Here is a 12,001-nt window from a genome sequence, read left to right as displayed (position 1 = left end):
CGGTCAGCATTAACCCGGCGGTTACACGGCAGTTTTCACTCGAAACAGCCGGTGGGACAGATGGGATCTCAGGATCAGAAGCGGGCGCGGTTCCAGGCCATGTCCCAGAACCCCCGCTCCAGGAGGCAGGCGGTCCGGAACACTCCCGCCAGTCGCTGTCTCTCGGGCCCGTCGCAGCGCGCCACCCGAGCGTCCAGCTCGGCCTTCAGACCCTGGAGCATCGCGTCGTACTCCGGTGAGGCGAAGAAGGCGATCCAGTTCTCGTAGACCGGGTGCATCACCAGGTGCGGCGCGTGCGCCCGGCCGATGTCGCCGTAGCTCCAGGCGCACGGCAGCGCCGCCGTCAGGACATCGATCGCGCCACCCCGGTAGGCGGTCGACAGCAACCAGGACGAGTACGCCACCAGGCCCGGGGCCGGCTCCTCCTCCACCGGTTCCGGCGGCAGGGTGCACAGCTCCCGCACCTTTTCCAGCAGCGCGTGGTTCTGCGGCAGCTCGACGTGGGTGATGTTGGTGACGGCCTCCGAGAACCGGACCAGTGTCGTCTCGTCGGTGGTCTTCGCCAGGCCGATCGCCAGCACCCGCGCGTACTCGGCGAGATACTGCACGTTCTGCGTCAGGTAGAACCGGAACGACTCGGGCGGCAGCGTGGCGTCGGCCATCCCGCGCACGAACGGATGCTCCACCAGAGCGCCCCAGACGTCGTCCGCCCCCGCGCGGGCCTCGTCGCAGAAGCTCACGACAGATCGATCCAGACGGTCTTGGTCTGCAGGTAGGGCTCCATCGCCTCGCGGCCGAGCTCCTTGCCGTAGCCGCTGGCCTTGAAACCGCCGTAGGGGATGGCCACGTCGAACATCCCGTAGGTGTTCACCCACACCACCCCCGCCCGGATCGCCTTCGCGACCCGGTGCGTGCGTCCCACGTCGCGCGTCCAGATGCCCGACGCCAGGCCGAAGGCGGTGTCGTTGGCCAGGGCGATGGCCTCCTCGTCGGTCTCGAAGGTCGACACCATCGCGACCGGCCCGAAGATCTCCTGGCGCATGATCGTCATGTCCGGGGTGACGTCGGTGAAAAGGGTCGGCTCGACGTAGAACCCGTCGGCCAGCGCCGGATCGCTCACCGGCGCCCCGCCGACCACGGCCGTGGCCCCCTGCTCCAGCCCGGAGGCGATGAGCGAGTTCACCCGGTCGCGCTGCTCGGCGCTGACGAGCGGGCCCATCGTGGTGTCAGCGTCCAGTCCCGGGCCGAGTTTCACCTGCCGCACCCGCTCCGCGAGCTTCGCGACGAACGCATCGCGGATGCTCGAGTGCACGAAGACCCGGGCGCCGGCGATGCAGCACTGACCCTGGTTGAAGTACACCGCCCCGAAGGTGCCCTCGACCGCGGCGTCCAGGTCGGCGTCCGCGAAGACCAGGCTCGGCGACTTGCCGCCCAGTTCCAGGGTGAGCTTCTTCATGTTGCCGGTCGAGGCCTGGATGATCTTGGCGCCGGTGGCGTTCTCACCGGTGAAAGTGATCTTGTCGACGTCCCGGTGGGCGGCCAGCGGTGCCCCCGCGTCCGGCCCGTCACCCGTGATCACATTGACCACCCCCGCCGGGAACCCGATCTCGGCCATCAGCGCGGCCAGGCGCAGCGCGCTCAGCGGCGTCTGCTCGGCCGGCTTCAGCACCACGGTGTTGCCCGCGGCCAGGGCCGGGCCGAGCTTGTAGCCACACATCAGCAGCGGGAAGTTCCACGGGATGATCGCGCCGACCACCCCGACCGGCTCGCGCAGCGTGTAGACGTGCATGTCCAGACCACCGGCGGGCGTCATGGTCTCGCCCTCCAGCTTGGTGATCCAGCCGGCGTAGTACTTGAAGAGGGACGCGCACAGCGGCACGTCGAGCGCGCCGGACTCCCCCATCGGCTTGCCGTTGTCGAGGCTCTCCAGTTGCCCGAACTCCTGCGCCCGCTGCTCCAGCGCTTCGCCGAGCTTCCACATCAGGTCGGCCTTGGCACTGGGCGCCAGGGTGGCCCAGCCCGGCTGCGCGGCACGGGCGGCGGCGACCGCGGCGTCCACGTCGACGGCGGTCGCGGCGGCGACCGTCGCGATCTGCTCACCGGTCGCGGGGTCGAGCACGCTCAGCGTCCCGCCCTGCGCCGCCGGCCGGAACTCCCCGTCGATGAACAGCCCGTGGCTGCGGTCGAGGAACTCCTGGACCTGCGGCAGCACGGCCGGTTTCGTACTAGGAACAGCCATGGAGGTACCTTTCGGAACGAAACTGGGCGTCACAGCGCTTTACAGGGCGAACTCGGAGGCGACCAGGTCGCCACCACGCAGACCGATGGCCATCGTCACGAGGTTGGGGCCGCCGTCGCAGATGCTCGGCATCACCGACGCGTCAATAATTTTCAGATTCCGGACACCGATGACGTCGAGATTGCGTTCGACCGTGCGGCCGATCCCGCAGGAGGCGACCGGGTGGTTGTAGGTCTCCACCCGCCGGCGCAGTTCACCGGCCACGTCCCCACCGCGCCACCAGGCGTCGGCCGGGACCTTCACCTGCCCGGCGTCGGCCATCCTCACCAGTACCTCGTCGGTGGCGCGCAGCGCCGCGAGCATCCTTTCCAGGTCGGACGTCTCGCCCAGGTGACCGAGGCGGATCTCGCCGCTGTCGTCGGGGCGGCGGGTGATCGAGCCCCGGCTGTGCGGCTGCATCAGGGCGACCGACACGCTCCAGCTGCTCTTGCGGGCGCTGCGGTCGTAGAGCCAGGTGCTGAACGGGAACACCTGGAACTCGTCGGCCGGGTCGTCGTGAACGGGGGCGCGCAGCAGGGACCCGCTGACCGGCCGCTGCCCGATGGCGTCCGGGTCGGCCTCCACGTTCATCATCACCCAGGGGTGGTCCTGCAGTCCGGTGCCGATGCCGGGTGCATCGATACCGCTGCGCCACAGCAGTTCCGGTGTGCTGTAGGCGCCGCCGGAGACGATCACGAGGTCGGCATCCAGCGTTTCGACACCCGCCGGACCCTCGATCTCCACGCCGGTCGCGACCCCGTTCGCCACCAGCACCCGGCGTACCAGCGTGCGATCGCGCAGGGTGATGCGGTGCCGGAGCAGCGGGGCCACGGCGGCGAGAGCTCCCCAGCGTCCGCCCTCCACCCGGTTGGTCGGCCACGGACCGACGCCCATGGCGCCGGGCGCGTTGTGGTCGGGGCAGTCGGCGTGACCGAGAGCCCGCGAGGCGGCGGCGAAAGCGTCTTCCAGCGGCCCGGGCGCGAGACGGGTGACGTGGATCGGCCCGGAGTCGCCGTGGTAGGAGGCGTCGCCGAACTGCTCGTCGGTCTCCACCCGGCGCATGTACGGCAGCAGGTCCTCGTACTGCCAGCCCGGGCCCCAGTCACTGAAACCGGTCGGCTGGCCGCGCGATCCCGCGGCCGCGTTGACCGTCGACCCGCCGCCGAGCACCTTGCCCCGCACCAGGTGCCGGCCGGAGTCGGCATCGGTGTAGTCCCAGTCGCAGTCCGGGTAGGCGTGCTCGTGCAGGAACCGCGCGGGCACCGGGTCGCCCGGGTCGATGCCGGCCTCGATCACGGTGACGTCGGCGACGTCGGCCAGGCGGTGGGCGGCCCACAGGCCCCCGTTGCCGCCCCCGGCGATCACGATCCTCACGCCGGCACCTCCTTCGACGCGGTGAACTCCTCGAAGGCCAGGGCGAACTCCTCGATGGTGGACGCCTTGGTCTCCTGGGTGCCCCCGATCGGGAACACCGCCACACTGTCGACACCCAGCGAGTCGAGCGTGTGCAGGTGCTCGAGCGCCGCCGCGCGGTTGCCGGACAGGGCCATGCGGCGCACGAAGTCGTCGGGCAGCAGGTCGGCCGCCTGCGCGGCCTCCTGGAACTCGCCGCCGCTGTAGATGTCCCGTACCTGCTGCACGAGCTCGTCCGGCAGTCCGGCGATCTTGCAGTAGACCGGCGCGGTCTGCGGGAACCACGCGGCGATCGAGCGGCCCTGGGCCAGGGCGGCGTCCTCGTCCTCGGAGATGGCCCCGTAGGCGAAGACGGTGACGTGGGGACGCCGGTCGCGGCCGGCCATCTCGGCTCCCCGGTCGATGTGCTCGAGGGCGTACTCGATGCCGTCCGGGTGCAGGCCGGCCAGCAGGATCACGCCGTCGGCGATCCGCCCCGACAGCTCCAGCGTCTTCGGGCCGCTGGCCGAGATGTAGACCGGGATGTCGGGCCGCGAGGTGTAGCGCAGATGCGCGTCGTCGAGGGTGAACCCGTGCCCCTGCATGGTGACCGACTCCCCCGTCCACAAGTGGCGGGCCGCCGAGATCGAGTCCTCGAGCAGGGCCAGCCGGGCCGGTTTGAGACCCAGCGCCTCCAGCGGACGGTCACCCGCGCCGATGCCGTGCACCGCGCGTCCGCCCGAGATCTCGTCGATGGTGGAGATCCCCACGGCGCCCAGGGCCGGGTGCCGGGTGACCGGGTTGGTGACGGCCGTGCCCAGGCGCATCGTGCTGGTGTTCGTGGCCGCGAGGGTCAGGTAGGAGTAGCAGTACCTCGAGTGCAGCGAGGAGTCGGTCAGCCAGAGGTCCTGGATACCGAGTTCCTCGGCGCGCACGACCATCTCGGTGAACTGCGCGGGCGGGTAGGCGGGTTGCAGTGCGAGCGCCGGGTACATGACGTCCCTTCTCAGACGCTCTCGCCGGGGGCGAGGGCGAGCGCGGCATAGGTGGCGTAGACCTGGGTGGCCTCGACGATGTCGGCGACGGAGAGATGCTCGTCCGGGCAGTAGACCGGCTCACCGCCGGGCCCGAAGATGACCGTGGGTACCTGGGCGCCGAAGCTGGCGGTGTCGCCCAGCCATCCGGCGACCTCCAGGGCCGGTTCGGCGCCGCCGCGCACCGAGCGCACCGAGCGGCGCATGATGTCGACGACCTCGTCCTCGGGGCGGGCCAGGTAGCCGGGCTTGACGTCGGCCAGCACCACCTCGGCCTTGAACCGGGGTTCGCGGGCCAGGGTCCGGGCCAGGCAGCGGTCGATCTCCTCGCGCACGGTCTCCAGCGAGACGCCCGGCTGCGGGCGGCAGTCGACGCGGATCACGCACTCGTCGGGGATCATCGACGGGCCGCCCGGGGGCAGCCCGCCGTAGACCCGTCCCGGCGACATGAAGGTCTCCGGCCCGAACAGGTCGGTGACCCAGGCCTCCAGCTGAGGGCGCAGGGCGGAGGCGTCGAGTTCGATGATCGCGTGGGCGGCCAGCAGGTTGGCGTTGATCGCGAGCGGCTTGTGGCAGGTGTGGGCGGACTTCCCCTGGACGTGGATGTCGAAGTAGTAGCGCCCACGATGCCCCAGGAAGATCTCGTTGTCGGAGAGCTCCCCGAGCACGGCCAGGTCGGCGGGGTGGGTGTCGAAGTAGGCGATGGCGCCCTTCTGATCGCCCATGTGGTCGGCGACACCGCTGAACGCGAGCCGGCCGGACAGCGGCACGCCACTGGCGCGCACGGCCTCCATGGCGACGATCTGGCAGACCAGGGCGGCCTTCATGTCCATCACGCCGTGGCCGTAGACCGCTCCGTCGATGAGGTCGCCCGACCAGGGACCGCTCTTCTCCCACCCGATCGACACCGGCTTGGTGTCCAGGTGCCCGGTGAGGACGACGGTCCGGCCCGGCCCGAAGTCGAGGTGGCCGTTGGCGTTGGGGCGATCGGGGAGCACGGGCTGCAGCTCGACACCCTCGAACTGCGACTGCGTCATCAGGTCGGCGAGGTACTTCGCCAGCGTGCCCTCGTCGCCGAGGATGCTCGGGATCCGGCAGACCTGGCGGACCAGTTCGACCACCCGGTCGTGGTCGATGTGCTCGATGACGCGCGCGGCGACGCCGCCGTCGGCCGACCGTGAGACCGGTGAGGCCGGGGTGGCCGGCGTGGGTGCGGAGGACATGCAGGCGTTCCTTTCGGTGGAGCTCAGGAGCTTCAACCTCGGATCCCGGGACCGCGAACCGTCCATTCTGCGATCTCATTTTCGGGATGTCCCGAGATTCGCCTCCCGACAACCGTCGGGTCAAGGACCCACAGGAACCGTTTACCCGGTGGTTACATCTCGGACTGCCACCGCAACATGCAGGCCAGGGGCCCGAAACCGGCCGCGTACGAACGCTTGACACTGCCCGTCAAACCGGGGGAGGTTTGCGATCTCATTTTCGTCGAGCATTCGCCTCGACCGACGCGACCCTGCCGGAGGCACCCGGGTGACCACCACGTCCCCAGTTACCGAGACCTGCGACCTGCTGATCACCGCCGGCTGGGTGATCACCGTGGACACCGGGCGCCGGATCGTGCGCCACGGCGCGGTCGCGATCACCGGCACCACGATCGTCGCGGTCGGGAAGGCCACGGAACTGAGGACGCGGTTCTCACCGGTGCGGTTGATCGACCGGCCCGAGTCGGTGGCCCTGCCGGGCCTGGTCAACGGTCACCGGCATCTGCTGTGCTGCGCCAAGGGCGCGATGCCGGAGGGCGGAACCACCCTGGAGGCGCTGCGGCGCTTCATCTATCCCTCGTTCGCGACGCTGACGCAGGAGGACATGGCGATCTACGCCCGGCATGCCACCGCCGAGATGATCCGTTTCGGGACGACGCTTTTCGAGGAACCCGGCTGCACCCACATCGATGCGGTGCTGCCGGAGATCGCGAACTCCGGGATCCGGGCGCGCGTGGGCCTGTGGACGTGGGACCAGCAGGGGTCGATGGGCTCGGCCGACCTGCCGGACTGGCTCCGGCTGAGCACCCACGACGCGATCCGCCGGCTGGAGCAGGGCCTGGAGACCGTGCAGGCGTTCGGCAATGAGCGCATCCGGCCCGCGGTGACGCTCGAGGGGGTGGGCACCTGCTCGGACAAGCTGTCCGTGGCCGCTGCCCGCCTGGCGCAGGAGACCAAGACTCTTGCCGTGCAGCATAAGTCGACCAGTCAGGCCGAGGTGGCGCGGGAGACCGCGATGTTCGGCGAGCGCCCGGTGCGCCACACCGCCACGATCGGCGCGCTCAACGAGTACACCCTGCTGAACCACGTGACCAGTCTCGACCTCGACGACGTGGCCGCGATCACCGACTCCGGGGCCTCGATCTCGTGGAACCCCAGTACCGCGCTGAAACTCGCCAAGGGCACCACGCAGTACAGCCGGTTCCCCGAGCTCGTCGAGGCCGGGGTGCGCATGGGTCTGGGCACCGACGCCGAGAACTGCTCCAACCACCAGGACATCTGCCGGGCCATGTTCCTCGCGGCCTTGCTGCCCCGTGACGCGCGGCTGGACCCGAACGCCGTCAGCGCCGAGACTGCCGTCGAGCTAGGCACTCTCGGAGGTGCCCGGGCCCTGCGGTTCGACGACGTGACCGGCAGCCTGGAGGTGGGCAAGCAGGCCGACCTGGTGCTGTTCGACACGAACGACTACGACTGGCGGCCCCTGCACAACCCGATCGCGAACCTGGCCTACGGCGTCACCGGGCACTCGGTGGACACGGTCGTCATCGGTGGCCGGATCGTGCTGGAGGGCGGGCGCAGCACCGTCGTCGACGAGGACGAACTGCGCGAGCAGGTCGAGGAGACCGACCGCCGCGTGCTCGCCCGCATCGGCATCACCCCCGCACCGGCCTGGCCGGTCGTCTGACCTCGAGGAGATCCCCCGTGACCGCGAGCAAGGCCCCCTCGTTCGAATTCCTGCTGGAGCGCGACGACCTGGTCTGGATGGGCCAGAACACCACCCATCTGCCCCCCGCCCCGGAGGTGCTGGCGGCGCTGGAACTGAGCACGCGGCGGCACGAGTTCCAGGTCTACGCGCCCGCGCTCGGCTTCAGCCGGCTGCGGGAGCTGATCGTGGAGGATCTCGGCCTGGAGGGCGCCCGGGCCTGGGTCACCGACGGCGCCGTGGCCGGGCTCCATCACATCGTCACCTCACTGGCCCCCACCCTGTCGAAGGTGGTGACGACCGACCCGGGCTGGCCGTGGCCGGGCCGGTTCGCGACCGTGCAGGGCGTGCCGGTGTCGGTGCTGCCGGTCTACTCCCCCGAGGCCGGATTCAAGGTGCTGGCCGAACAGCTGGCGGCCGAGGTCACCGAACGTGCGCTGATCTACCTGATCGACCCGTTGAATCCGCTCGGAAGCCGTTACACCCGCGAGGAACTCGAGGCCATCACGACACTCGCCCGGGAGCGCGGCGCGTACCTGGTGCACGACTGCACCTACCGGCACTTCGCGAAGGGCCACACCCTGGCCGCGGAGCTCTACCCGGAGGGCACGTTCACCACCTACAGCTTTTCGAAGTGGCTGGGCCTGGCTGGTCTTCGCCTGGGCGCGGTGGTGGCCCAGCCGCAGCTGCTGGACCGGCTCACGGAGGTTCCGTCGAACCCGCTGGGCGCCGGCATCACCGCTCAGCGCGCGGCGATCGCCGGGCTCGAGGTGCGTGCCGCCTGGCTGGAGAACCTCACCCGGGTCAACGATCTCAACCAGCAGATCGTGAAGGACGTCGTGGACACCAGCGGTCTGGGCCGGGTGCTGGTCTGGCCCTCGCACGGCAACTTCCTCGCGGTCGACGTGAGCGGCAGCGGGTGGAGCGCCGACGGGCTGTGCGAGGCGATGCTGGAGCAGGACATCTTCATCCGGCCCGGCACCTACCAGTCGCCCGGGTTCGGCGAGCGTTTCGTGAAGATCTCGACGTCGGTGCCGACCGCCTGGGTCCGGCGGTTCGCCGCGGCGTGGGAAGACCTGGCGAAGAACGGGCAGGCCCGCTGATGGATCTGGAGACCTACAAGGACGCGACCGCGCTGGAGCTGGGCGCGCTCGTCGCCGACGGTCAGGTGTCGCCGGTCGAGCTGGCCTCCTGCGCCCTGGAGATCGCCGAGGCGGCCGAGCCGACGATCAACGCCTACGCCGCGATCCTGCGCGAGCGGGCGCTGGCCGATGCCGCTGTGCGGGAGTCCGAGGCCAGGGCCGGTCACCTGCGTGGCCCCCTGCACGGTGTGCCGATCGCGATCAAGGACAACATGCTCTACCGGGGTGAGCCCACCTGGAAGGGCTCCCTGACCACGAGCGACGCCCCGGCGAAGACGTCGGCGCCGATGGTGCAGCGCCTGCTCAACGCCGGCACCGTCATCATCGGGCGCACCACCACACCGGAGATGGGCTGGAAGGGCACCGGGATCTCGCCCCGGACGGGCATCACCCGCAATCCGTGGGACCCCTCGCGCAACTCCGGCGGGTCGAGCGCCGGGGCGGGGGCGACGGTCGCCTCGGGGGCGGTGCCGATCGCGACGGGTACGGACGCGGGTGGTTCCGTCCGGATCCCGGCCTCGTTCTGCGGCGTGGTCGGCCTGAAACCCACGCTCAGCACCATTCCCCTGTGGCCGGGCACCGTGAACGAGTCGCTGTCGCACGCCGGGCCGCTGACCCGCTCGGTCGCCGACGCCCACTCGGTACTGCGCATCACCCGGGGCCCGGATCCCCGCGACCCGCAGTCGTACTGGTCGCCGCCGGTACCCGACGAGCCCGGCCGCCGGCTCCGGATCGGCCTGGTGCGCGCGCCGTTCGGGATCGCGCCCGACTCCACGACCCACGATGTCCTGGCCCCCGCCTACGAGACCCTCCTGGTTTCCGGCACCGCGGACTTCACCGAGATCGACCTGCCCGACCTACCCGACCTGCCCCGCCAGATCTTCGAGGATCTCTGGGTCACCGGCCGCGGCCTCGGCTTCCTCGACCTGGCCGAGCAACACGGTGACCTCATGGACCCGGGCCTGGTGCGCCTGGGGCCCCTGGCCGAGCAGTACTCCCTGGCCGATCACTACTCCACGCTGACCGCCCGGCGGGCGTTCAACGCCGCCCTGTCCTCCCTGCTGGACGCGGTGGACCTGCTGGTGATGCCGACGCTGCCGCTGACCGCCTTCGCCGCCGACGCCGAGGTGCCCGAGGGTGGTGAGGCCGGCGCCCCCCTGCCGTGGATCACCTGGACCCCCTACACCTACCCGTTCAACATCACCGGCCAGCCCGCGATCAGCCTGCCCTGCGGTTTCGACCCGCACGGCCTGCCCGTCGGTCTGCAGATCGTCGGGCCCTGGGCCGGCGACGACCGGGTCCTCACCTACGCCGCCACCGCCGAGCACCTCCTGAGCCCTCTGGTGCCGGCCCGCCACACCTGAAGCGACCGGGCGCCCGGTCTGGACGGCCGGGCGCAGGGGCGTGGCCGGGCGCAACGGCTCGGCACCCAGGTGGGCCCGCACCCGCCAGCCGCCCAGGTGCGAGCGGCCCACCTCGAGCGTCCCGCCGCAGGCCGCCGCGCGCTCGCGCATACCGATCAGCCCGTACCCGCTGCCGGTGCTCTCACCATCGCCGGCCGGGCCGCTGTCGTGGACCTCGACCAGCAGGCCGTCACCGGCGTCCCGCAGCACGACCAGCGCCTGTTCCGCCCGGGCGTGCACGAGGGCGTTCGTCAGCGACTCCTGCACGATCCGGACCGCCGCCCGTTCCACCGTCGGCTCCAGTACCAGCGGCGAGGCGGGCAGGCGCAGCTCCACGGGCATTCCCAGAGCCCGCATCCGGGCCGCAGTCTCCGGGATCTGCGACAAGGTCGTCGCCGACGGCGCGTCGGCCGCCCGCAGCACCTTCACCGTCTCCCGCATGGCCGTCAGGGTGCGGCGCCCGTCCAGGCCGATCTCCCGCAGCGTCTCCCGCAACTGGTCGGGACGCGCGTCCACCAGGCGATCCGCCGCCTGCGCCCGCATCACCACCGCGCCGATGTGATGGGCCACGACATCGTGCAGTTCCCGGGCGATCCTCCGGCGTTCGGCCGCGACCGCCAGCTGGGCCTGCGCGATGTCCCGCTGCCGACCGCGCATTTCCCGACGGCGGTGAACCAGCGCGCCCAGCCCGACCAGCGCGGCGACCACCCATCCGAGCACCGGGAACACCACGCCGATCAGGATTTTCCGCCGGTGAGGTCGGCCACCGTCACCCGCGAGACCCGGTAGGTGCTGCGCGAGGAATCGGCGCCCTTCTCCAGGCTCCGGCTGGACGAGGTGATCGGTATGCCGGTCTGCGCGTCGATCGTCAGCACCTCGCTGGCGCCACCGCTGAACAGGTCCGGTCCGGCGCTCAGGGTCAGTGTGGGATCGCCGTGCGTCGTGGTCTCCTCGACGCTCACGGCGGGGACCGACGACAGCAGGCGCAGCACCCCGGCCCGTACCTGCGGGTCCCCGGCACCGGCCGACAGGGCGTCCATCCCGTTGATCCACAGCCGGTTGCCGACCAGGTTCTCCAGTTCCTGACCGGTGGGCGGGTGCTCGGGCACCTCGTAGCCCTTGAGCCGGTAGATCTCGGCGTCGGCCTTCATCTGCCGGTCCCAGATCTTCTGCCGCTCGGCCTCACTCAGCCCCAGGCCGAACGCGTTGGGCGCGGCATTGACCATTTTCGCGCGGGCGGTGTCCAGGTCGCCGTCCACCGCGTAGAGGGCGGCCTCGACCTCCCGGGCGTAGATCCCGTCCGAGTACTCCTCACCCGCCGAAATGGCCTGGGCGAGCGACGTCTCGTCGCCCCCGGCGTAATAGTCGCCGGCGTCGGTGTAGAGGTTGTAGCTGACCTCGGCGGAGCCGTCACCGATCTTCTGCGAGCGGATGACGAGGGACGCGTCTCCCGACGCGGGTGCGGTGGCGGCGGTGATCCGGGAGGCCAGGGCGACCAGCTGCGACTCGATCACGGGGGACGCGGACGCGCCGGTCACCGGGCCGCCCGGGGTGGTGGGCGAGGAGGTGGACACGACCGCGAACACCACGGCCACCGAGGCCACGAGCGCGCCGAGGCCGGTGACGGCGAACCGCCGAACGCGTCGTGGTCGCCTCAACCGCACGACGGTGCCGGCCGGGACCGACCGGGCCATCTCGTCCCGCAATTTCGCGCGGGCCTGCTCGTGGGCCTGCGGCCGCAGGGGCTCGACCTCCAGTGCCCGGCTCGCCAGATCCATCTCGTCCACG

The 12,001-nt window shown here is 70.9% G+C and carries 9 protein-coding genes and 1 pseudogene; 3 read left to right on the top strand and 7 right to left on the bottom strand.

Annotated features, from left to right (window positions below; translation table 11 throughout):
* Window positions 1-74: 74 nt before the first annotated feature.
* The 5 genes from tenA to QSK05_RS21240 are packed head-to-tail and all read right to left on the bottom strand — an operon-like array spanning window position 75 to window position 5,927.
* A complete protein-coding gene (gene tenA / locus QSK05_RS21260) occupies window positions 75-740 on the bottom strand; it encodes a thiaminase II (RefSeq protein ID WP_285599024.1) in 666 nt (221 codons plus the stop codon).
* On the bottom strand, window positions 737-2,239 hold the full coding sequence (locus QSK05_RS21255; protein WP_285599023.1) for an aldehyde dehydrogenase family protein: 1,503 nt from the start codon (window positions 2,237-2,239) through the stop codon (window positions 737-739). The genes tenA and QSK05_RS21255 overlap by 4 nt, the downstream gene beginning before the upstream one ends.
* Window positions 2,240-2,278: 39 nt before the next feature.
* Entirely contained in the window at window positions 2,279-3,652 is a 1,374-nt protein-coding gene (locus QSK05_RS21250) for a GMC family oxidoreductase (protein WP_285599022.1), read from the bottom strand.
* Window positions 3,649-4,665: an LLM class flavin-dependent oxidoreductase gene (locus QSK05_RS21245; RefSeq protein WP_285599021.1), complete on the bottom strand. Its 1,017-nt coding sequence runs from the start codon at window positions 4,663-4,665 to the stop codon at window positions 3,649-3,651. Before QSK05_RS21245 ends, QSK05_RS21250 begins: the two co-directional genes overlap by 4 nt.
* A gap of 11 nt (window positions 4,666-4,676) precedes the next feature.
* On the bottom strand, window positions 4,677-5,927 hold the full coding sequence (locus QSK05_RS21240; protein ID WP_285599020.1) for a M20 family metallopeptidase: 1,251 nt from the start codon (window positions 5,925-5,927) through the stop codon (window positions 4,677-4,679).
* Between the two features lie 307 nt (window positions 5,928-6,234).
* Between QSK05_RS21240 and QSK05_RS21235 the strand changes: the two genes are divergently transcribed.
* From QSK05_RS21235 to QSK05_RS21225, 3 genes are read left to right on the top strand one after another with little or no spacing between them, the layout of a single operon-like run.
* Window positions 6,235-7,650, top strand: coding sequence for an amidohydrolase family protein (locus QSK05_RS21235; protein ID WP_285599019.1), 1,416 nt, complete (start codon window positions 6,235-6,237; stop codon window positions 7,648-7,650).
* 17 nt (window positions 7,651-7,667) lie between these two features.
* Window positions 7,668-8,771, top strand: coding sequence for a pyridoxal phosphate-dependent aminotransferase (locus QSK05_RS21230; protein ID WP_285599018.1), 1,104 nt, complete (start codon window positions 7,668-7,670; stop codon window positions 8,769-8,771).
* Window positions 8,771-10,174 (top strand): amidase, encoded by a 1,404-nt coding sequence (locus QSK05_RS21225; RefSeq protein WP_285599017.1) that lies wholly within the window; start codon window positions 8,771-8,773, stop codon window positions 10,172-10,174. The genes QSK05_RS21230 and QSK05_RS21225 overlap by 1 nt, the downstream gene beginning before the upstream one ends.
* A gap of 126 nt (window positions 10,175-10,300) precedes the next feature.
* On the opposite strand, the pseudogene QSK05_RS36405 reads toward QSK05_RS21225, so the two are convergent.
* Both QSK05_RS36405 and QSK05_RS21215 read right to left on the bottom strand, forming a co-directional pair.
* Window positions 10,301-10,870, bottom strand: a pseudogene (locus QSK05_RS36405) (sensor histidine kinase); the annotation flags it as partial.
* Window positions 10,871-10,950: 80 nt separating this feature from the next.
* Window positions 10,951-12,000, bottom strand: a complete 1,050-nt coding sequence (locus QSK05_RS21215; RefSeq protein WP_285599015.1) for a hypothetical protein — start codon at window positions 11,998-12,000, stop codon at window positions 10,951-10,953.
* Window position 12,001: the final 1 nt, after the last annotated feature.

The organism is Kineosporia sp. NBRC 101731 (genome assembly GCF_030269305.1).
Lineage (GTDB): Bacteria > Actinomycetota > Actinomycetes > Actinomycetales > Kineosporiaceae > Kineosporia.
Note: the sequence above shows the minus strand (reverse complement) of the source record. Positions and strands in the feature narration are given on the sequence as shown.

Bases quoted from the DNA above. Each gene is read 5' to 3' on its own strand.
- QSK05_RS21255 (WP_285599023.1), bottom strand. From the start codon at position 2,239: ATGGCTGTTCCTAGTACGAAACCGGCCGTGCTGCCGCAGGTCCAGGAG.
- QSK05_RS21245 (WP_285599021.1), bottom strand. From the start codon at position 4,665: ATGTACCCGGCGCTCGCACTGCAACCCGCCTACCCGCCCGCGCAGTTC.
- QSK05_RS21240 (WP_285599020.1), bottom strand. From the start codon at position 5,927: ATGTCCTCCGCACCCACGCCGGCCACCCCGGCCTCACCGGTCTCACGG.
- QSK05_RS21225 (WP_285599017.1), top strand. From the start codon at position 8,771: ATGGATCTGGAGACCTACAAGGACGCGACCGCGCTGGAGCTGGGCGCG.